Genomic DNA, 21,410 nt, shown 5'->3' on the forward strand with positions numbered 1-21,410 from the left:
CCCGTCGTCGCAGTGGCCCTGACGGCGCGCGCCCACGATTGCGGTCCGGAGCCTTCGCTCCGGACTGCCCCGTCCTCATCCTCGTCCGCCTTCGGCTCCCTTCGGATTCCGTCGGGCGCATCGAGGTTGCGCGCCGTCAGGGCCACCGCGCCGACGGGCTGCCGCCGTCTTGGATCGGTACGCTGCTAGGGGGTGCCTTAGTGACGAGTGCTGCGGGGCCCGCCGAGTGCCGGCCGCACGGGCGGCCTTACTCGGCATACACGTTGGTGGTCGATTGGGCGGTGGTCGCTTTCGCGAATTTGTAGAGCTGTTTGCTAATGGTCCTCCCGCAGTTTTTTGGGGGGGGAGAAAGGTGGCGCGCAGCGCCCACTGTCTTGCGCATGCAGACCCATTGCGCGCCACGCACCGGGGTTCAAGTGCCGGCCATCATTCGTTGGATAGGAAATGCAGTCTGACTGCAGATCCACGTGAGGAACGGACTTTCGCCCTAGCTGCCAATAATTGCAGTCTGACACCGAAATTGCAGTCTGACACCGAAATTGAGATCCCCGAATAAATGCAGTCCGACACCAGAATTACGACGCTAAAAAACCCGAGCAACGCCGCCACACGCGAAGCGAACTCTGCGACGACGTACCACTACGCGTAAGCTCCAAAAGGCCGCCCGCGCGGCCGGCATGGAGCGGGCCCCGCAAGATCTTTCACCCCCAAAACCTCGTGGCGAGAACCCTAAGAAAACAAATCGCCCCAGCTGACGTCAGATTGCAACTGGCGGAGCCCGTGGCGTCGGGGGCCTGGGGTGCGCGGGGCGTCGATAAGCCCGAGGGAATCTGAAGGAACCCGCCGCAGGCGGGTGACGAAGATGACGACGGGGCAGTCCGGAGCGAAGGCTCCGGACCGCAATCGTTGCCCCGCGCGCCCCAGGCCCCCGACGCCACGGGCGTCTCAAGAACCCACCACCACCGACAACAACAACAACAACAACAACAACAACAACAACAACAACAGAACCAAACCCTAAGCCGCCACCGCCCGAACCCAACTCACCGCATGGCACCGAACCTGCCGCCCCGCCACGACACTCACCTCTGGCACATCCGTGCGGCACTCATCTCTTGCGTCCGGACACCGGGGATGAAACGTGCATCCCGCTGGCGGTTGGATCGGATTTGGCACCTCTCCCCCCATCGGCTCCCGATCCCGTCTGGGATCTTCCAGATCGGGAATCGTATCCAGCAACATCCGCGTATACGGATGCTGCGGGGCATCGAATAGCTGATCAGCCGGCGCCTGCTCGACGATTCTTCCCAGGTACATCACCGCCACGTTATCCGACACGTGGCGCACCACCGACAGGTTGTGGCTGATGAACACATACGTCAGCCCGAACTCTTTCTGCAAGTCGCCCATCAGGTTCAGAATCTGCGCTTGCACCGACACGTCCAGCGCGGACGTGGGCTCGTCGCAGACCAGAAATTCCGCTTCCGTCGCCAACGCACGGGCAATCGAAATACGCTGTCGTTGACCGCCCGAGAACTCATGCGGAAAGCGCCCCGCGTCGCTGGCGGACAAGCCCACCAGTTCCAGCAGCTCGTCCACGCGGCGGCGCGTTTCGGCGGGCGTTGGCCGCAAGCCCAGCGTAATGATGGGTTCGGCCACGATGTTGCCCACACGCCAGCGCGGGTTCAGGCTGGCGTAGGGGTCCTGGAAAATCATCTGCGGGTGCAACACGCCGCCTGAACGGTTGCGGCCATACGCCAGCTTGCCGCGCGTGGGGGCAACCAGGCCCACCAGCAGCTTCGCAAGGGTCGACTTGCCGCAACCCGATTCGCCCACGATGCTTAGCGTCGTGCCTCTTGGCACGGCCAGCGATACGCCATCCACCGCCTTCAACGTTTGCGCCGGCTGCCGTGACAGCGTGCGTTCCAGCCAGGGCGGCGACACGTCGAACCAGCAGGCAAGGTCATCGGCCCGCAAGAGAAAATCATCGTTACGCGGCATGGGCGACTCCTCCTTGATGCAGCCAGCACGCACTGACCGTCGCGCCGGTTGGCGATGGCGCGAGCGCCGGGCGTGTCTGTGCGCAGCGCGGGCCCGCCAGCGTGCAGCGGGGATGAAACGCGCAGCCATCGGGCATGGCGTGCAAGCGCGGCATGGCGCCGTCGATCTGGTTCAGGCGCGCAGCGCGATGCCTCAAGCCCGGAATCGCATTCATCAAGCCCTGCGTGTAGGGATGACCGGGCCGGCGCAGCACGTCCAGCACCGGGCCGATCTCCACAATGCGGCCCGCGTACATCACCGCCACGCGGTCAGCCGTTTCGGCAATCACGCCCATGTCGTGCGTCACCAGCAGCACCGACGTGCCCTGCTCGCGGCACAGCCGGCGCAGCAGCGCGGTGATCTGCGCCTGCACCGACACGTCCAGCGCCGTCGTCGGTTCATCCGCGATGATCAGCGCCGGCCGCGCGGCCAAGGCCAGCGCAATCACCACGCGCTGACGCATGCCGCCAGAGAACTGGTGCGGATAGTGATCAATGCGCTTGTCGGCAGCAGGAATGCCCACCGCCAGCAGCAGCTCCAGCGCACGCGCGCGTGCGGCCGCCGCGGATGACTTGTCGTGGTGGCGGATGGTTTCGACCAGTTGGTCGCCCACCGTGAACAAGGGGTGCAGGCTAGTCAGCGGGTCTTGAAAGATGGCGCCGATTTCCTTGCCGCGCAGACGCTGGCGCGCCTTGGGCGGCAGGTTGTCGATGCGCTTGCCCGCCAGATGGATCTCGCCGCCGCCCAAGCGGCCGGGCGGCTCCAGCAGGCCGATCACCGCCATCCCGGTCAGGGACTTGCCCGCGCCGGACTCCCCCACCATGCCCAGGATTTCGCCGGGCTGGATATCGAAACTGATGTCGCGCGTGGCGACCAGCGTGCCGTGGCGCGTGGGAAATTCCACCGACAGGCCGCGCACGGACAACGTCGGAATACCTGCCGGGCCAGTCTGGGCCGGCGGCTGCGTGTTGTTGGGAACAATGGCCATCATGACGGGCTCCTTGCGGGACGCGGATAGCTTGAGGAAAAAATCTGCTCAACCGGGGGATGCCCCCAGGTGCGGTCGGGATAGCGTGCAACCAGGCCGTCGAACTGCGCCTGCGCCTGTTCTTGCGCCAGACGGGCGTCGAAGCCGGGGATATGGCCGTCGATCATGACGAAGCGGCCATCGATGATCACCTGCGACACATCACGGCCGCTGCCGCTGACCATCAAGGTCTGGATCGGGTCGATCATCTGGCCGTTGCGGTCGTGCGAGAAATCGAACACCACGATGTCGGCCTTGGCGCCTACGGCCAAGCGGCCCAGGTCCGGCCGCCCCAACGCATTGGCGCCGCCCACCGTGGCGGCGTCGTAATAGTCTTCGGAGCGCACGGCCTCGGTCGAACCGTCGGCCACGCGGCACAGCATCATTCCGACCTGCATGTTCAACACCATGTCGGGCGGCCAGGTGTCCGTACCCATGCCGATGTTCACCCCTTGCTTGCGATACCGCGCGAAGGACTCCAATGTCGCGCCGTGGCGCGCCGACACCAACGGGCAATGCACGATGCTGGCGCCGGCGTCGCGGATGATGTCGAGATCACGCCCCGGGCGATCAATATGGCGCGACCCCGACACATACGTGCCATGCGGCAGCAGCGCGCGTTCGGACAAAAATCCCAAGCTTTGCAGCCATTCCGGCGGACTCATGCCGTGCTGCTCCACGACCAGGTCATATTCCAGGCGCGATTGGCAGCAATGCAGCCGGATCGGCATCTCCCGTTCACGCGCGGCGGCGGCTGACATGCGCAACAAGTCTGGCGTACAGGTTTCGATGCGGTCGGGAGACAGCATGGCGCGCACGCGGCCGTCGTGGCGCCCTTCGATTTCGTCGCAAAACGCCAAGGCGTCGGACAGGCCCGCCATGCCGCGCACCTCGTCGTAGTGGCAACGAATCTTGCCTTCGGCATCCACATACGTGTGCCCGCTGCGGTAGGCCGGCCCCAGATACACGCGCAAGCCCAGCTCGCCTGCGGCGTTGGCCGCCGACAGGAATTCTTCGCGGGTTTCACCCCATACGCGGTAGAACAGCGACGCAATCGGCAGCGCCGTGGTGATGCCGTTGCGGATCAGCTGCGCAAACGCGTAGCGCTTCTGAAACGCCAATTCGGCGGGGGTATACATCTCATACGGCCCGCGCTTCATGTAGCTGTCGGGCCAGATCCGGCCCTTGCGCCACGCGGGCGAATTGTCAAAGCCCAGGATGGTGGTGTCCAGGTCTGACAAGGCGTCCAAGTCCACGAAACCTGGCCCGATCACCGCTCGGCCGTAATCGTGGCGGCGCGCCACCGGCCCCGGATAGTGGTGGCCGACGTAGACGATGCGGTCGTCCTCGAACACGACTTCACCATTCTCATACAGGCAATGGCGGCCGTTCTCGTGGCCCACCACCCAACGGGCCGTCAGCAGGATGGGGCCTTCGGCGGCGGGCATCACGGCGCCTCCACCAAGGCGCGGCCATCGCGCGCGACCACGCGGCCGCGCTTGACGACCAGTTTTCTTACCGGACGCGACACGATGGCCTCGGCCACCGTCTCGGCTTGCACCAACACGAAGTCGGCATGGCAGCCGGGTGCCAGCCCGTAGTCGGCCAGCTTCATGACGCGCGCGTTGCCATAGGTGGCCACGTCCAGCGCCAGCGCCAGCTCGTCGTCGCGGCGGAAGTTGTTGCGCAGGCCCACCAGCATGGTGCGTTCCAGCATGTCGGGTTTGCCGTAAGGCCCCCAGGTATCGCGCATGCCATCATTGCCCGTACAGATCGTGACGCCCGCCGCACGCAGGCTGGCCACATGCGGCACCGGGCGCGACGCCGAGCCCGTTGTCATGATGTGCACGCCCGCCTTCAGCAAGCCCTCGGTCAGCGCCTGCACCGCCTGCGTGTCGGGCATGCCCAGACAGAACGAGTGCGACAAGGTGACCTTGCCCTGCATGCCCAGCGCCAGCACGCGGTCTATCGTCATCTGCATCGAAAACGCGCCCAGCTCGCCGGCCTCGTGCAGGTGGATGTCGATGGGCTTGCCATGCTTGTCGGCCAGCCCGAAGATGGCATCCAGATGGCCCTTGGGATCGCGGTCCATGCCGGCCGGGTCCAGCCCGCCCACCACTTCCGCGCCCATGCGCAGGGCCTCGTCCATCAGCTCCAGCGTGCCGGGGCGAATCAGCAACCCGCTTTGCGGAAAGGCGACGAGTTCCACGTCGATCTGGTCACGGTATTGTTCGCGGGCGCGCATCACGCCTTCGATGGCAGCCAGGCCGATATCCGTGTCCACATCCACATGGCTGCGGATATGGCTGGTTCCATCGGCGATCGACATCACGATCTGCCGCGCCGACTGCCGGTAGGGATCAATACCCAAGCGCTTCTTTTCAGCGCGCTCGTTGTCGATCTTGTCGATCAGCCGCGGCCCGACCTCGTTGCGATACCAGGGCATGCCGTACATCGTCTTGTCCAGATGCGCGTGGGCGTCGATCAGCCCCGGCAACATCAGCGCGCCGCCCCCATCCACCACCAGCGCGCCTTCCAGCGACGAGGCGCTCAGCGCCGGGTTGCCCTGCGCCGGGTTGCCCTGCGCCGGGTTGACCATCGCCGGGTTGTCCCGCGCCGGGTTGCCCACCGCCGGGATGCCCCGCGCCGGGATGCCCCGCGCCAGAATGCGCCCGTCGCGCACCAGCACCGATGTCAGCTCGCCACCGGCCGGACGGACGTTCGTATACAGCGTTGCGTTTTCCATGCTTCAACCTTTATTCAACAGCGCGCCTCAGCGCAAACGGGGGTTCAGCGCATCGCGCAGCCAGTCGCCCAGCAAGTTCACCACCAGCACAATCAGGCTCAGATACAGGGCGGGAAACACCACCACCCACCATTGCCCCGAAAACAGGAACTGGTTGCCCAGACGAATCAAGGTGCCCAGCGACGGTTCAGTAGGCGGCATGCCCACGCCCAGAAAGCTCAGCGTGGCCTCGATCAAAATGGCCAGGCCCAGGTTCAGCGTGGCCGTCACCATCACCGGCGTCAGCGTGTTGGGCAGGATGTGCGTGAGCATGATGCGCATTGGGCTCACGCGGATCAGCCGCGCCGCCTGCACGTATTCCTTGCCGCGCTCAACCAGCGCCGACGCCCGCACCGTGCGCGCGTATTGCACCCAATTGGTCATCGAAATCGCCAGGATCAGGATCACCGCCGACAACGTTTCGCGCAGGCCCGGGGGCAGCAGCTGGCGGAACACTGCCGTCACCAGGATGGCGACCAGAATGGTCGGGATGCTGAGCAGCGTGTCGCCCAGGCGCATCAGCGCGTTATCGACCCAGCCACCGAAGTAACCGGCCGCCAAGCCCACCATCAGCCCGATCGCCAGCGACAACACCACCGTCGCCAATCCAATGACCAGCGACATGCGCGAGCCATACAAAATGGCCGACCACACATCGCGGCCCTGCGTGTCCGTGCCCAGCAGGAACTGCGGGTCGGCGCCGTCCACCCAGAATGGCGGCAGCTCGGCGTTCAGCAAGTCCAGCTGCGCCAGATCGTAGGGGTTCTGCGTCGCGATCCACGGCGCGAACACGGCCAGCAGCACCACCACCAGCAGCACGATGCTCGCGCCCATGGCCACGTAATCGTGCCGCAGGCTCCACCACAGATCGCTTTGCAGGAAGCGCGACAACCGGCTTTGCGCACCGCCCTTGAAGGGTTTGGTACCGGGCTTGGAGGCGGGTTTGGCGGCGGGTTTGGTAAAGGGATTAGTGAGCATTTGCGCCTCCTTTGACGTGCTGGCTGCGCAGGCGCGGGTCAACCACGCCGTACATCATGTCCACCAACGTGTTCAGCGCCACGAAGATGAAGGACACGATCACCAGATAGGCGGCCATGACGGGAATGTCCACGAACATGACCGATTGGATGAACAACAGCCCCATGCCCGGCCACTGGAAGACGGTTTCCGTGATCAGCGCGAAGGCGATCAGGTTGCCGATCTGCATGCCCGTCACGGTGATGACGGGCATCAGACAGTTGCGCAGGGCCAGCCGGAAGTGAACGATGCGGTTCGGCAGGCCGCGGGCGCGCGCGAACTTGATGAATTCCGTGCGCAGCGTTTCCAGCATTTCGGCGCGCACCAGCCGCATGATCAGCGTGATCTGGAACAACGCCAGGGTGATTGACGGCAGCACCAGCGCGGCCCGGCCCGATGGCGTCAACAGCCCCGTGGACCACCAGCCGATCTTCACCGTTTCCCCCCGGCCAAAGCCCGGCAGCCAGCCCAGCTGCACCGAAAAGATCAGGATCAGCATGATGCCGACCACGAAGCTGGGCAGCGAAATGCCCAGGATGGACACAAACTGCAAGGCCTGCGCCAAACGGGATTTTCGATAGATGGCCGTCAGCACGCCCAGCGGCACGCCGATCACCAGCGACAGCAGCGTCGCCATCATCACCAGTTCAAACGTGGCCGGAAAGCGTTCGGCCACCAGCGCGAACACGTCCTGTTGATTGCGGTACGAAATGCCGAACTCGCCTTGCGCGGCGTTCGTGACGAAGTGCACGAACTGCATGCCCACCGACGCGTTCAGCCCCAGGCGTTCGCGCAGTTCGTCGCGCTGCGTCTGCGAGGCCTGCTCGTTCAACATCATGTCGACGGGGTCGCCGACAAAGCGGAATATCACAAAGGCCAGCAACGCCACCGCCAGCATCACGCCAACCGCGTTGAAGACCCGTCTAACAATGAACGCCAGCATGTGTGGCTCCCTTCAAACCCGATGTCAGACTCTGGCGGCAGCGCCCGGCTTCAGACGCCGCCCCCGCTCATACGCCCATCACGGCGCGTTACTGCATGCGCCCGTCACGGCGCGTTACTGCCCGCGCCCGTCACAGCGCGCTACTGCATACGCACCGTCCACAGCCGAGCCTTGTTGTCCGGCATTTGCAGCACGTCGCCCACCTTGTCGCCCACGGCCCAGGCCATCGGCTGCTGGTGCAGCGGCAGGAAGCGCACATCGTCATGCAGGGTCTGCAACACCTCGGACATCATCTGGATGCGCTTCGGGCGATCCATCTCGGCGGCGGCCGCATCGATCTTGGCGTCAAGCGCGGCATCGCCCCACTGCCCCCAGTTGAAGACGCCAGCGGGGCCGGTGCGGCTATGCATCACTTGCAGCAGAATCGACAAGGCATCAATCTGCGGCTCGTTGGCCCAGCCGTGGATGGTGATGTCGAACTCGCCGCGCGAACGCTTCGGGTTCTGCAACGAACGCGGCCCGCTGGCGAGCGACGCCTTCACCCCGATGCGCGCCCACATCGACGCGGCGGCCTGGCACAGTTCTTCTTCGTTCACGAACATGTCGTTCGAACACAGCAGCGACACCGTGAAGCCATCGGGATACCCGGCATCCGCCAGCAGCTTCTTGGCCTTCGCGGCGTCAAACGGCAAGCGCTCTTCCTGCTTGACCTCGTAGCCCGGAATCGACGGGGCCACCAGTGCGCCCGTGGTGCGCGACAAGCCGCGCATCACGCGCTTTTGCAACAGATCGGGCGACAGCGCCATGTACAGCGCCTGACGCACGCGCAGGTCTTTCAGCGGGTTCTTGTCGGTGATGTTCGAACCGACGAGCTTGTCGCCCAGGTTGAAACCGAAGTACAGCGTGCGCAGCTCGGTGGATGCCAGCACCTTCACGTTGGAAGCGGCGCGCAGGCGGTCAAGATCCTGCAACGGCGCGTTCTCGGTGAAGTTGATGTCGCCCGACAGCAGCGCGGCCACCCGGGTCGGCGCGGACGCGATGGGCGTGAATTCGATGCGGTCCAGGTTGTGGCGGGGTTTGTCCCACCAGTCTTTGTTCACGACCAGCACGGTGCGCGTGTCGGGCCGGTACGACTCCACCTTGAACGGGCCGGTGCCGTTGGCGTTGTGCGTGGCGTAGCCCTCGATCTTCTTGGCGGCGTCCGTCGGCTTGGTGCTGTTGTTGTCCACCAGCCACTGGCGGTTGAAGATGAAGATGTTGGTCAGGTCGTTCAACATCAGCGGGTACGGGTGCGTCATTTCGATGTCGACGGTGAAGTCGTCCACCTTGCGCACGGCTTTGAAGGCGGGCAGGTTGCCCTTCAAGGGCGACGCGTCATCCGACACGCGGGTCATCGAAGCGACGACGTCGTCCGCCGTGAACGGCGCGCCGTTGTGGAACTTCACGCCCTGGCGCAGCTTGAAGCGCAACACGGTGGGCGACGTGGCTTCCCAGGATTCGGCCAGCGCCGGGGTGATGTTGAATTTGTCGTCGTAGCGGATCAGCGCTTCGTACACATGGTTAAGAAACGCCAGGTTGAACGTGCTGCCGTAGGAATACGGGTCCAGCGAATCCAGGTCGCGCGCGGCGCCCCACTTCAGCGTGTTGGCGGCCGAAGCCCCCGAGATGGCCGACAACGCGATCACGGCGCCGGCTGTCCATTTGAGCAACGTCTTCATGGCTGCAACTCTCCCTTGTCTATCGGTTTTCAATACCGGTTTGATGTGGCCGGGGGCAGGCCCGGCGCTGTGTGTGAAGTGATCGGTCCGGCCGGGCTGGGCTGGGCTGGGCTGGGCTGGGCTGGGCTGGGCTGGGCTGGCCGGGCAGGTCTGGCCGGGTAGGTCCGGGGTTGGCCAGATCACGCCGGGGCGAACTGGCGTTGCGCGCGGTCCAGCGAGGCCAGCGCCAGCACTTGCGCAAGCGCCGCGCGGTAGGAATCGATGATGGGCACGGCGGGTTTGCGCGGCAGCACGGGCAGATAGCCGGCCAGCGCCGCGCCCGCCACGATCACCACGTCGGCGCCCTGCGCCACGGCGGCATCCAGCGCGCGGCTGACCTCGGCGGCGGACTCGGGCGTGCGCGACACGTAATCCAGCGCGTTGCCCGGCAAGGCGATGATGCCGGCGCAGCGCGCGTCCAGGCCAAGCTGGCGGATCTGTTCGCGCAACATGCCGGGCCAACGCTGCCCGACGGTCACGATGGCGTAGCGGTCGCCGCGCTGCATGGCGGCCATGATCGACGCTTCGGCCATGCCCACCACCGGCACGCTCAAGGTTTCGCGCACGGCGCCAATGCCGGGCTCGCCAAAACAGGCCAGTAAGCAGGCATCGAACGGCGCCTCGGCCTGCGTCACTTCGCGCTCCACGGTTTCCAGCACGGCGTGGGCGGCCACGGCGGCTTCCACGCGGCTGGCGATGTAGGCCGGGCCGAACACGGCGGTCACGGCATGCACGTGAGCGGCGCCGTCAAAGAACACGCGCGCCTGGTTGGCCAGACTGGTGGTCAGGTCGGACGTGGTGTTGCCGTTGACCACCAGCAGGCGGTAGGGCTGAAAGGCGGGCCGATTGATCGCGGGCGGATCAAGGACGATGGCGTCGTGCGTGGCTGGCATGAAACAAACCTCTGTCGGTATGTATACAAACACACGGCTCAACCCTGATAGATCTGAGCTATTTTGTATAAATGTTTGTATACGATTTATGCCGACAATGTACGCGCTTCAAATCTGCCTTCAAGCTATCGCTAACCCTTACCGTCAGCTGGTGTATGCTTGCCTACACCCCGCAGTGCGCGCCGGCAGCGAATGCCGGACCCCTCCCATTACAATGAAAATGCGCATGCACAGGAGCCAATAAGACGATGACAACCCTCGCGCCGCCGGCCAACGAGCCCGCCAAGAAAGACACAAATCGCAGCGAAATCGTATACATAAATTTGCGCCGCGCCATCATTGAGCAGGCGCTGCTGCCTGGCGACAAGCTGCCCGAAGACATCATCGGCGAGCGCTTTGGCGTCAGCCGGACCATCGTGCGGGGCGTGCTGACGCGCTTGTTCAGTGAAGGGCTGGTGGATTTACGGCCCAACCGCGGCGCGGCGGTAGCGCGCCCGAGCCTGGAAGAAGCGCACGACATTTTCGAAGCCCGCCGCTGCCTGGAACGCGACGTGGCGCGCCGGCTGCTGCAACACATCACCGAAGCCGGGCTGACGCGGCTGGCGCAGCATGTGAAAGAAGAGGAAGCGGCCCGCAAGCGCAACAGCACGAACGAATCCATCCGGCTGTCGGGCGAATTCCACATCCTGATGGCCGAGCTGTCGGGCAATGCGGTGTATGCCCGCTACGTGAACGAGATTGTGTCGCGCTGCTCGCTGATCCTGGCGCTTTACGGCCGGCCGCATTCAAGCGAATGCGCGGTCAGCGAACACATGGAAATCGTGGAAGGGTTGCGTGCGCGCGACGAGAAGCATGTGCTGCATCTGCTGGAGCACCATCTGGAATCCGTCACCGCGCGCGCGCTGCTCAGCACGGACGGCGCAGGCGTGCGCGATATCCGCAAGATCCTGGATCGATACGGCACGTAGGGCCGGGCCCGCCCGATGGGCGTGCCGGTTCCCCCGAGAATGAGAAAAGCGCCCGGTCGGGGCGCTTTTTCGTTCTTGGGCCTAGATTTCGCGTTCTTCCGTCTTGAGGTTGTTGTCGCGAGCGAAATCCACCACGAACTTGTACGCCAGCGGTTCCAGGTCGCGCAAACGCAAGTCGACCACGATTCCGCGCACGCCGTCGATAACGACGGGCAGCACATAAGGCGAATAGGTGAGGTGGTTACCAGCACAGCCGGCGGGCCGGAATTGTGCCATTACGCCAGCGAGCCGCTCCGCCCAATCGCTGGGGCGGAATCGGCTACCGCTTTCGGTAACGCCATGAATTACGAATTGTCTGACGCGAGTTGCCATGAGTTCTTCACTACAGCGCGCCTTTCACGAAAGCCGGATCTTCGGCGTGATCAAACATGCGCCCTGCGCCGCGAATTGTATATGATTGATCCTTTGCCCTCTTTCAAAAGCCGTTTCCCCCAGGGAATCGCGTCTGAACCTATCGAAAAGAGGGCCGATTTTTTTGGTAATCCCCCAGGAGGATCCGCAATGACCTCGCCTCTGGCCAATATTTATGCCCGCCTGCCGGTTGCGTTCACGCACGGCCAGGGCGTCTGGTTGTGGGATGCCGAAGGCCGAAAATATCTGGACGCACTCGCCGGCATCGGCGTGTCTTGCCTGGGCCACGCCCATCCGAAACTGGTTGCCGCCATCAGCGAGCAGGCCGCGCGCGTCATCCACACGTCGAACATCTACGAAGTGCCCCAGCAGACGGCCTTGGCCGCGCGCCTGACGGCCTTGTCCGGCATGCAGGAAGTTGCGTTCAACAACAGCGGCTCTGAAGCCAACGAGGCCGCCATCAAGCTGGCGCGCTACTACGCCTACCAACGCGGCAACAAGCACGCCCACATCATCACCATGGACTCGTCCTGGCATGGCCGCACGCTGGCCACGCTGGCGGCCACCGGCAGCGACAAGGCGCGCAAGGGTTTCGAACCCCTGCCCTCGGGCTTCATCCAGGTGCCCTACAACCATCTTGACGCCGTGCGCAACGCGGGTGACGCTGAACCGCGCACCACGGCGGTGCTGCTGGAAGTGCTGCAAGGCGAAGGCGGCATTCGCCCGTCCGACATCGCCTATCTGCAAGCGCTGCGCCGTTTGTGCACCGAACGCGGCTGGCTGCTGATGATCGACGAAGTGCAGTCCGGCATCGGCCGGACCGGCAAGTGGTTCGCCCACCAGTGGGCAGACATCGTGCCGGACGTCATGACCTTGGCCAAGGGCCTGGCGGGCGGCGTACCCATCGGTGCGATGCTGGCCGCTGGCCCCGCCGCGGGCGTCTTCACGCCGGGCAGCCATGGCACAACCTTCGGCGGCGGCCCGCTGGTGTGCGCAGCCGGCCTTGCCGTGCTGGACACGCTCGAATCCGAAAATCTGCTGCACAACGCCCTCACCGTGGGCGACTACCTGAAAGACAAGCTGGCCAGCGCCCTGTCAGGCACCCCAGGCGTGACCGAGGTGCGTGGCCGGGGCCTGATGCTGGGCATCGAGCTTGCGCGCCCCTGCGGCGTGCTGGCGCTGCGTGCGCTGGAAGCCGGCCTGCTCATCAACGTCACGCGCGACCGCGTCATCCGTATGCTGCCGCCCCTGATCCTGAACCATCAAGAGGCGGACCAGATCGTCAACACCCTGGTTCCGCTCATCCAACAGTTCCTGGCCGAAAAACCATAATCAACGTCCCGCCCGGGCCACGAGCCTGGCGAGACCCAATGACCTGCGACATCACCATGACTCCTCCCACGACTCAAAACGGCCCGTTGCGGCATTTTCTTCAGTTCAAAGATTTCTCGCCCGCCGAGATCGCCTACGTGCTGGACCGCGCGCGCCTGATCAAAGAAAAGTTCAAGCGCTACGAACCCCACATGCCGCTGCACGACCGCACGCTGGCGATGGTGTTTGAAAAGGCCAGCACCCGCACCCGCGTGTCGTTTGAAGCCGGCATGTACCAGATGGGCGGATCGGTCATCAACCTGACCTCGAACGATTCGCAGCTGGGCCGCTCGGAGCCCATCGAAGACACCGCGCGCGTCATCTCGCGCATGGTCGACATCGTCATGATCCGCACGTTCGAGCAGACCCGCATCGAGCGCTTCGCCTCGCATTCGCGCGTGCCGGTCATCAACGGCCTGACCAACGAATTCCACCCCTGCCAGATCCTGGCCGACATCTTCACCTACATCGAGCACCGCGGCCCCATCGCCGGCAAGACGGTGGCCTGGGTGGGCGACGCCAACAACATGGCCTACACGTGGCTGCACGCGGCCGAAATGCTGGGCTTCACGCTGCATGTGTCCACACCGGCCGGCTACGAGCTCGAAGCCTCGCGCATCGGCACGCCGTCCGCCAAGGTGCTGCGCCAGTTCAAAGACCCCATGGAGGCGTGCAAGGGCGCGCACCTGGTCACGACCGACGTCTGGACCAGCATGGGCTACGAAGCTGAAAACGAAGAGCGCCGCGCGGCGTTTGCCGACTGGTGCGTGGATGCCGAAATGATGGCCGCGGCCGACGCCGAAGCCGTCTTCATGCACTGCCTGCCCGCCCACCGCGGCGAAGAAGTCACCGGTGAAGTCATCGACGGCCCGCAAAGCGTGGTCTGGGACGAAGCCGAAAACCGTTTGCACGTGCAAAAGGCGCTGATGGAATTCCTGCTGCTGGGCCAATTGAAGTAAGCCCGCTTGGCATGGAAAAGGGCCTGGATGTCTTGCGATATCCAGGCCCTTTCTGTTGCTTTCGATGCTTGGCGGCAGCGATCAGCGCAGCGTGCGTTCCCACGCGGCGATGGCGTCGGCCACCGCTTGCGGCTTCTCGGGCACCAACGCATGCCCTGCCCCATCAATCACCACCACCGACACCCGGCTACCGAACTCATCGCGGATTTCGTTGCGCGTGGCGGGCGGCTTGAACAAGTCCAGCTCGGCCTGCAAATCCAGCAGGGGTTTGTTGCCGCCCGACCACCAATCGGATTGCTGCGTCGCCTTGCCCGCCAGACGCTGGCTTTCGCTGACCTCGGGATACCAGCCATTGAGCCACACGCGCGCGTCGTTGGCCGGCGCGAAGAACGCGTACTGAATGGACTTCAAGCGTTCGGCGTCCGGCAGCGATAGCTCGGCGCTGCGGTCCACGTGTTCGCTCAAGCCCTTGGGATACTGCTTGGCTGCGGCGGCCACGATGACGACGCCGCGCACCAGTTCGGGGTGATCCACGCCCGTCGTGCGCGCCACCCAATTGCCAAAGGCATGGCCGACCATCACGACAGGCTGGCGCGCCACGTTGCGAATCACCGCCGCCTGATCTTCGGCCAGATCGTGCAGCGTGATGCCGGACATCGGCCCCGTGCTGCCGCCGATGCCGCGCGGTTGCGGACGCAATACGCGGTAGCCGGCTTGCACGAAACGGTCGGCCAGCACGTCGAAATCTTCCGCGCCACGGCCGCGCGACGGCAGCAACACCAGCGCCGGGCCCGTCCCCTGGTCCAGCACTTCGATGCTGGCGCCGTTGCCCACCACCACATTCACGCGCTTGGGCGCATCGGCCAACGCGGGGCTAGCGGCCACGGCCGCGCACGACAGCGTCAGGCCACTTAGCAAGAACTTCATCATCATGTCTCCTCGGTTCGGGTCTGCGCCCGCTGCGTTTACAGGATTTTGCGGAACATCGTCCGGCGCGTATTGCGAAACGACGGGCGCACGCGGCTGCTCCAATCGGTGGCGCGCACCGCCAGCCACGGCGGGCTGCCGAAGGTTTCGCGCGTGTGCAGGTCGTAGCAGGCCAGATAGCGCGGCGCTTCGTCGCGGCATTCATACCGCATCGCGCGCACCGTGCCCGGCACGGATGCCAGACCCGGCAAATGCTCCTGGTCGTACCAGGCGTTCAGATCGGCGTCGGCCTCGGGCACGACATCGGTTTCAACGATGTAGTGCCACGGCGCATCCTGCCCGGCCGATGCGCCCGCCAAGTCCAGCGTCTGATGCAGCACGCGCGCCCGCGCACCGGGAAAACTCTCGGCCAGACGCGCCTGAATCTCGGGCAACGCGTCCGGTGCGCCGCGCAGGTACACGTAGGTGTCTTCCTCTTCCAGCGCGGCGAACGCGCTGACGGACACGCCCGTCAGCCCTTGCGTCAAACGTTGGGCCATATCCGCCGCGCGCGCTTCGTCAAAGCGCTCGCCCAGCGACACCAGCAATACCGATTCCTGCACAGTCTTCTCCTTTCAGTGGCCGACGCGCAACGCCACAAGGAAGCGCGACACCATGTTGTACGCCCCCACCGTGGCCGCCAGCTCGACCAATTGCGTGTCATCGTAGCGTGCGCGCAAGGGCGCGAACACAGCGTCCGGCACTTCAATGTCGCGCGTCATGGCGTCGGTCAGCGCCAGCACCTCGGCCTCGCCGGGCGCCAACCCGTCGACGGCATCGGGCGCGGGGTTGCTGCGCAGCGCATCGATCACCTGCTGCGGCATGCCGCCCGCCAGCGCATGCGGCACGTGCGCATCGAATTCATAAGGCGCGTTGTTCAACGTCGCCACGCGCAGAATGATCAGCTCGCGCAAGCGCGGCGCCAGCGACGTCTTCTGGCGGATGGCGGTCAGCATGGCTTCCCAGCCTTCGACCACGGCGGGGCTGTTCAGCAGCACCTGATACAGCGGTGAAATCCGGCCGCGCGCGGCGCTGATGCGCGCCTCAAGCGTGGCCAGTTCCTGACGGGTGCCCGGTTCAACGGGCGCAACTCGGCTTGCGCTCATGTTTACTCCGGACGAATGTTCTTGCGCTGGATCAGCGCGGTCCACTTGTCGCGGTCGGACGCGATCAAAGCGGCCAGTTCTTGCGGCGAGCTGGGCGCAGCCTGCGCGCCGAATTTCTCAAGCTTGGCGCGCACGGCTTCGTTGCCCAATGCGGCGCGCACGGCCTGGTTCAGCTTGTCAACGGTGGCGGGGGGCGTGGACGCGGGCGCCACGATGCCATACCAGTTGTTCGACTCGACGCCCGCAATGCCCTGCTCGGCCAGCGTCTTCACGTCCGGCAACAGCGGGTGGCGCGTCGGCGCGGCGATGCCCAGCGGCTTCAGCTTGCCGCCCTGGATGTGGCCGATCAGGCCCGGCACGTCGCCAAAGAATCCGGCAACCTGATTGCCCATCACGTCGTTAATGACGGGCGCGGCGCCCTTGTACGGCACATGCAGCACGTTGGCCTTGCTGGCGTCGGCAAACATTTCCATCGTCAGATGCGGAATGCTGCCGATGCCCGACGACCCAATCGCCACCGACTGCGACGCGGCTTGCGACTTCTTCACGAAATCGGCGGCGTCGGTGGCCGGGTTGGACGGGTTCACGACGAACACCGTTGCGTTGTTCACGACCTTGGACACGGGCGCAAAGTCGCGCACCGGATCGTAAGGCAGGTCTTTGTAAAGCGCCGGGCTGATCGCCACCGCGCCCACGCTCGTCAGAAACAGCACCGAACCATCGCCCGGCGCCTTGGCCACATAGGCCGCGGCGATGTTGCCGTTGGCGCCGGCCTTGTTTTCAACGATGACCTGCTGCTTGAGCTCCTTGCCCAATTGCTCGGCCAACACACGCCCCACCAGATCCACCGGCCCGCCGGGCGGGAACGCGATGATCAGGCGGACGGGGCCATCGGCGTGCGCCGCGCTGACCGCGGCCAGGCTCAGCACGGTGGCCGAGATGATTTTCTTGAACATGGTGTCTCCTCAATGAATGAATTTTTATGGCCTGACGAACAGGCGTCGCCGATTACAGAAATCCGTACAGCCGGGCCGGGTTGTCGACCAGCACGCGTTGGCGCAACGCGGCGTCGGGACACGCTTCGAAAAACGTATTCACCAATTCGCCGTCGTCGGGCATATCGCCCGCCACGTTCGGATGCGGCCAGTCGGTGCCCCACAAGGTGCGGTCGGGCATGGCGTCGATCAGGGCGCGCACAAACGGAATGCCTTCGGCGAAGGGCCGCTTGCCGGACGCGATGCGGTCAATGCCCGACACCTTGACCCACGCTTGCGGCACATCCGCCAAGCTGAGCAAGGCGCGCATCGCGGGGGAATCCAGACCATCGGCCGCCTTCAGCCGGCCCATGTGGTCCACGACGAACGGCACCGGCAACGCCAGCAATCGCGGCAGCAAGTCGGGCAGCATGGCGCCGTCCACGTGCAGGCACAGATGCCAGCCCAGCGGCGCAATCAGCGACACCACATGGTCGAACACCGCCGGGTCGGGCGCGCCGCCCAGGTGCGGCACGAAATTGAATCGCGCAGCGCGCACGCCGCCGTCATGCAGCCGCTTGACGCTATCGGCCGTAGCGTCCGCGCCCAACAGCGCCACGCCCCGATAACGGCCGCCGCTTTGCGCCAGCGCATCCAGCAAGGCGCTGTGGTCCGACCCATGGCAATTGGCCTGCACCACCACGGCGCGCTCAATGCCCAGATGCGCGTGCAAGGCCGCCATCTTTGCGTAGGGCGCATCAGGCGGCGTGTACGAGCGGCCCTCGGCGTACGGGAACACATCGCCCGGCCCGAAGACATGGCAATGGGCGTCGCACGCGCCAGGCGGCAAGGCGTGGCGGGGACGGGAAGGAGACGCAAGCGGAGGGCGGCAATCTGGCACGGGCGAATTCCTGCGGGGAAACCGACATCGTCCCGGATTGCGGGCTGACTAACAATGCTATATCTTTGATTTCAGATATAGAAAAACCATATATCAGATGGACCTCAAGCAAATCGAATACTTCGTCAGGGTCGCCGAGCGGCGCAGCTTCTCGCGCGCCGCCGAAATGCTGGACGTGGCCCAACCCACGCTCAGCCGGCAGGTGCGCCTGCTGGAACTCGAACTCGGCCAGCATCTGCTGTACCGCAACGGCCGCGGCGCGGAACCCACCGAGGCCGGCCTGCGCTTTCTGGAACACGCCCGCGCATTGCTGACGCTGGCCGAACGCGCCAAGGAAGATTTGCAAACGCTGCGAGAAACGCCCACGGGCAAGGTCGTGGTGGGCCTGCCGCCGCGCATCGCGCGCGTGCTGACGCCGCCGCTGGTGCAGGCCTTTCGCCGCAGCTTTCCCGACGCCTCTATCGCGGTTGCCGAAGGCCTGAGCGCCCAGGTGCGCGAATGGCTGCTGGCGGGCCGTGTCGACCTGGCCCTGCTGTACGACCCCGCGCCCTCGCCCCAGCTGGCGTATGAATCGCTGTTTCGCGAAGACCTGGTGCTGGCCGCCGCGGCGGGGCATCAGCCGCCGCTGCCCGCGCGCGTGGCCGTGGCGCAGCTGGGCAATTACCCGCTGGTGCTGCCCAGCCTGCCCAACGCCATCCGCACCTTGGTGGAAAGCGTGTGCCGCGCGCAAGGCGTGCGGCTGAAGGTGGCAGCCGAGGTGGACGCGGTGCAAACCATTGTTGAGCTCGCGGCCCAAGGCGACGCCTATGCCATCTTGCCGCGCTCCGCCGCCCAAGGCCCGGCCGCCGAACACGCGCTGTCGCTGTGCGACATCGGGTCGCCCAAGATCACCAATAACCTGGTGCTGGCCAGCGCCCGCCATCGGCCGGCCACGCGGCTGGCCACCGCAACGGGTCAGATGATCCGGCAATTGAAGCTCGCGGAATTGTTCCAACCCGCGGGCCAGGCGCGCCGGACGTGATGGCGACGACGGCTACGGCGGACACTGCGGTCGCTATGGTCACTGCGGCCACTGCGATTATTACGGCCGCTACGGCCGCGCCTCCACGCTGAACGCCACGCGCGTCGTGCCGCCTTCGCTGCTGGCAGCCACCGCGCCCCCATGCATGAGCGCCACCGCCTTCACGATGGCCAGCCCCAGGCCGTGGCTGTGCTCCACGCCATCGCCCCGGCGCGCGGCATCCACGCGGTAAAAGCGCTGGAACAAGTGCGGCAGATGCGCCGCGTCGATCGCCGGCCCCGCATTGCTGACGGCCACTTCCAAGTGGTCGCCCTGGCGCTGAATGTCGATGCCGATCTCTGCACCCGGCTGCGAATACTGGATGGCGTTTTGCAGCAGGTTTGTGACGGCGCGCCGGAACAAGGCGGTGTCGATCAGCGCGCTGGCGTCGCGGTCGCCGTCAATGCGCAGCCGCATGCCGGCCTCATCCAGCAGGAACTCAAAGAACTCCGCCGTCTTGCCGACTTCGTCCGCCAGCACCGCATGGACCGGTCCACTGGCGGCCTCGCCCTGATCAGCGCGCGCCAGGAACAGCATGTCGTTGATCATGGCGCGCAAGCGGTCCAGCTCTTCCAGATTCGATTGCAACACCTCTTGCAGATCGTCCGCGCTGCGGGGACGCGACAACGCCACCTGAGTCTGGCCGATCAGGTTCGTAAGCGGCGTGCGCAGCTCGTGGGCAACATCCGCATTGAACCCTTCCAGCTGGTTGTACGCGCCCTCCAGCCGCGCCAAAGCCCCATTGAACGAGGTGGCCAGGTCTTCCAGTTCCACAGGCAGCTCGGCCATGCTGAGCCGCTGAGACAAGGCGCTGGGCCGCAGCGCCCGCGCCTCGGCCGACAGCCGGTTCAAGGGCCGCAGACCCAGGCGCGTCACCCAGAACCCCAACAGCGCCACCAGCAGAATGGCCGTCAGCGACAGGCCCGCCATCGCCCACAGCAGGTAGCGCAGCGTATGCGCGTAGGGCGCGGAATCCATGCCGACAATCAGCCGCACCGGCGGCCGCGCCAGATACGCATCGACCGTCACCGTCAGCGTGCGCAGCGCGTAATCGCGCTCGGGCAAGGTGATCTTGCCAAAGCCGTCGGGGTGGCGTTCCAGGCTGCTGATGTCGGCCAGGCCCTTGCCATATTCGTAGGCGGGGTCGTCCGACAGCACCCAGAAGCGCAAGCTGCCATCGGCGGGCGTCAGGGTGTCGAGCTTGGTCTTGAAGCGGCCCCAGCGGTCAAGGTCGCCGCTGCGGGCCAGTGAATAACTGACCTCTTGCGCGGTCGTGCGCAGCGCGTCTTGCTGGATGCGGTCAAGCTGGCGGTCCAGCACGCCGTAGAGCGCCACCCCGGTCAGCGCAAACGTCACCGCCGCCGCTACCGCGTACAAGATGACCAGCCGGGATTTCAGTGACGTCTTCATGAAGGGCGCTTCATCGTTCACACCTGATCATTTGCCTATTCCGGTTCGCTTGTCCGGTTCGTCCGGTTCGTCCGGGTTCGTCCGGACTCGTCCGCACCGCCCGCCCCTCATGGCGCGGCCGCTTCATCGCGCAGCTCCAGCACATAGCCCATGCCGCGTATCGTGTGCAGCAGGCGCCGGCCAAAGGGGGCATCCACCTTGCCGCGCAGCCGCTTGATGGCCACTTCCACCACGTTCACGTTGCTGTCGAAATTCATGTCCCAGACCAGTTCCGCTATCGCGGTCTTGGACAGGATTTCGCCCTGGCGGCGCGCCAGCACGGCCAGCAACGCGAATTCCTTGGCGGTCAGGTCCAGCCGGGTGCCGGCCCGCCAGGCTTTGCGGCTGATCAGGTCAATCTGCAAATCGCCAATGCGCAGTTGCACGGGTTCCTGCGCGCGGCCGCGCCGGGTCAGCGCCTGCAGGCGCGCCAGCAATTCAAGAAAGGAAAAAGGCTTGACCAGGTAATCGTCGGCCCCGTCGTGCAGGCCGCGAATGCGGTCTTCGACGCCATCGCGGGCGGTCAGCATGATGACGGGCGTCTGCCGCACCGTGCGCAGCGATCGCAGCACCGCAAAGCCGTCCATGCCGGGCAGCATGGCGTCCAGCACGATCACGTCGTAATCGTGCTCCAGGGCCAGGTGCTGGCCGTCAATGCCGTTATGCGCAACATCGACCGTGCAGCCCTGCTCGCCCAAGCCTTTGCGCAGGTAATCCGCCGTCTTCAGTTCGTCTTCGACTATCAGGATTTTCATGTGCCGCCCCGCAAACGCTACGGTTGAC

Annotated in this window: 20 protein-coding genes; 4 read left to right on the top strand and 16 right to left on the bottom strand. The window is 65.2% G+C overall.

Annotated features, from left to right (window positions below; all coding sequences use genetic code 11):
* Positions 1–1,017: 1,017 nt before the first annotated feature.
* From HV765_RS30590 to HV765_RS30625, 8 genes are all read right to left on the bottom strand, one after another.
* The gene (locus tag HV765_RS30590) at positions 1,018–2,001 is read right to left on the bottom strand and encodes an ABC transporter ATP-binding protein (protein ID WP_175172005.1); all 984 of its coding nucleotides are present in this window, start codon (positions 1,999–2,001) and stop codon (positions 1,018–1,020) included.
* On the bottom strand, positions 1,991–3,031 hold the full coding sequence (locus tag HV765_RS30595) for an ABC transporter ATP-binding protein (protein ID WP_054423376.1): 1,041 nt from the start codon (positions 3,029–3,031) through the stop codon (positions 1,991–1,993). The genes HV765_RS30590 and HV765_RS30595 overlap by 11 nt, the downstream gene beginning before the upstream one ends.
* A complete protein-coding gene (locus tag HV765_RS30600; protein WP_175172006.1) occupies positions 3,028–4,515 on the bottom strand; it encodes an amidohydrolase family protein in 1,488 nt (495 codons plus the stop codon). The genes HV765_RS30595 and HV765_RS30600 overlap by 4 nt, the downstream gene beginning before the upstream one ends.
* Positions 4,515–5,813 (bottom strand): amidohydrolase family protein, encoded by a 1,299-nt coding sequence (locus HV765_RS30605; RefSeq protein ID WP_175172008.1) that lies wholly within the window; start codon positions 5,811–5,813, stop codon positions 4,515–4,517. Before HV765_RS30605 ends, HV765_RS30600 begins: the two co-directional genes overlap by 1 nt.
* 27 nt (positions 5,814–5,840) lie before the next feature.
* On the bottom strand, positions 5,841–6,830 hold the full coding sequence (locus HV765_RS30610; RefSeq protein ID WP_175172009.1) for an ABC transporter permease: 990 nt from the start codon (positions 6,828–6,830) through the stop codon (positions 5,841–5,843).
* On the bottom strand, positions 6,820–7,812 hold the full coding sequence (locus HV765_RS30615) for an ABC transporter permease (protein ID WP_054423380.1): 993 nt from the start codon (positions 7,810–7,812) through the stop codon (positions 6,820–6,822). The genes HV765_RS30610 and HV765_RS30615 overlap by 11 nt, the downstream gene beginning before the upstream one ends.
* Before the next feature lie 140 nt (positions 7,813–7,952).
* Complete coding sequence (locus tag HV765_RS30620) at positions 7,953–9,530, bottom strand: ABC transporter substrate-binding protein (protein WP_054423381.1); 1,578 nt, start codon at positions 9,528–9,530, stop codon at positions 7,953–7,955.
* Positions 9,531–9,709: 179 nt separating this feature from the next.
* The gene (locus tag HV765_RS30625) at positions 9,710–10,462 is read right to left on the bottom strand and encodes an aspartate/glutamate racemase family protein (protein WP_054423382.1); all 753 of its coding nucleotides are present in this window, start codon (positions 10,460–10,462) and stop codon (positions 9,710–9,712) included.
* Between the two features lie 248 nt (positions 10,463–10,710).
* Between HV765_RS30625 and HV765_RS30630 the strand changes: the two genes are divergently transcribed.
* Positions 10,711–11,430 (top strand): GntR family transcriptional regulator, encoded by a 720-nt coding sequence (locus HV765_RS30630; RefSeq protein ID WP_054423383.1) that lies wholly within the window; start codon positions 10,711–10,713, stop codon positions 11,428–11,430.
* Between the two features lie 81 nt (positions 11,431–11,511).
* Here the strand turns inward: HV765_RS30630 and HV765_RS30635 are convergent, their stop codons facing one another.
* Complete coding sequence (locus HV765_RS30635; protein ID WP_013392635.1) at positions 11,512–11,802, bottom strand: DUF3579 domain-containing protein; 291 nt, start codon at positions 11,800–11,802, stop codon at positions 11,512–11,514.
* A 189-nt stretch (positions 11,803–11,991) separates the two neighbouring features.
* On the opposite strand from HV765_RS30635, the gene HV765_RS30640 reads away from it, so the two are divergent.
* Both HV765_RS30640 and argF read left to right on the top strand, forming a co-directional pair.
* Positions 11,992–13,173 (top strand): aspartate aminotransferase family protein, encoded by a 1,182-nt coding sequence (locus tag HV765_RS30640; RefSeq protein WP_175172011.1) that lies wholly within the window; start codon positions 11,992–11,994, stop codon positions 13,171–13,173.
* Between the two features lie 56 nt (positions 13,174–13,229).
* A complete protein-coding gene (gene argF, locus HV765_RS30645) occupies positions 13,230–14,171 on the top strand; it encodes an ornithine carbamoyltransferase (RefSeq protein ID WP_054424607.1) in 942 nt (313 codons plus the stop codon).
* An 81-nt stretch (positions 14,172–14,252) separates the two neighbouring features.
* On the opposite strand, the gene HV765_RS30650 is transcribed toward argF, so the two are convergent.
* From HV765_RS30650 to HV765_RS30670, 5 genes are read right to left on the bottom strand one after another with little or no spacing between them, the layout of a single operon-like run.
* Positions 14,253–15,104: an alpha/beta fold hydrolase gene (locus HV765_RS30650; protein ID WP_082387087.1), complete on the bottom strand. Its 852-nt coding sequence runs from the start codon at positions 15,102–15,104 to the stop codon at positions 14,253–14,255.
* A gap of 32 nt (positions 15,105–15,136) precedes the next feature.
* Positions 15,137–15,700 (bottom strand): DUF4286 family protein, encoded by a 564-nt coding sequence (locus tag HV765_RS30655; protein ID WP_175172013.1) that lies wholly within the window; start codon positions 15,698–15,700, stop codon positions 15,137–15,139.
* A gap of 12 nt (positions 15,701–15,712) precedes the next feature.
* A complete protein-coding gene (locus HV765_RS30660) occupies positions 15,713–16,243 on the bottom strand; it encodes a carboxymuconolactone decarboxylase family protein (RefSeq protein WP_054423386.1) in 531 nt (176 codons plus the stop codon).
* A gap of 2 nt (positions 16,244–16,245) precedes the next feature.
* Entirely contained in the window at positions 16,246–17,199 is a 954-nt protein-coding gene (locus tag HV765_RS30665; protein WP_175172015.1) for a Bug family tripartite tricarboxylate transporter substrate binding protein, read from the bottom strand.
* A gap of 52 nt (positions 17,200–17,251) precedes the next feature.
* Positions 17,252–18,118 (bottom strand): amidohydrolase family protein, encoded by an 867-nt coding sequence (locus HV765_RS30670; protein WP_175172016.1) that lies wholly within the window; start codon positions 18,116–18,118, stop codon positions 17,252–17,254.
* Positions 18,119–18,215: 97 nt separating this feature from the next.
* On the opposite strand from HV765_RS30670, the gene HV765_RS30675 reads away from it, so the two are divergent.
* A complete protein-coding gene (locus tag HV765_RS30675) occupies positions 18,216–19,139 on the top strand; it encodes a LysR substrate-binding domain-containing protein (protein ID WP_054423389.1) in 924 nt (307 codons plus the stop codon).
* Positions 19,140–19,208: 69 nt separating this feature from the next.
* Here HV765_RS30675 and HV765_RS30680 read toward each other — a convergent pair whose 3' ends face one another.
* Together HV765_RS30680 and HV765_RS30685 are read right to left on the bottom strand one after the other, a co-directional pair.
* Positions 19,209–20,588 carry a heavy metal sensor histidine kinase gene (locus HV765_RS30680; RefSeq protein WP_175172017.1) on the bottom strand — a complete coding sequence of 460 codons (1,380 nt, stop codon included), beginning with the start codon at positions 20,586–20,588 and terminating at the stop codon, positions 19,209–19,211.
* 107 nt (positions 20,589–20,695) lie between these two features.
* Entirely contained in the window at positions 20,696–21,382 is a 687-nt protein-coding gene (locus tag HV765_RS30685) for a heavy metal response regulator transcription factor (protein ID WP_054423390.1), read from the bottom strand.
* Positions 21,383–21,410: the final 28 nt, after the last annotated feature.

This window comes from Achromobacter kerstersii (genome assembly GCF_902859595.1).
Lineage (GTDB): Bacteria > Pseudomonadota > Gammaproteobacteria > Burkholderiales > Burkholderiaceae_B > Achromobacter > Achromobacter kerstersii.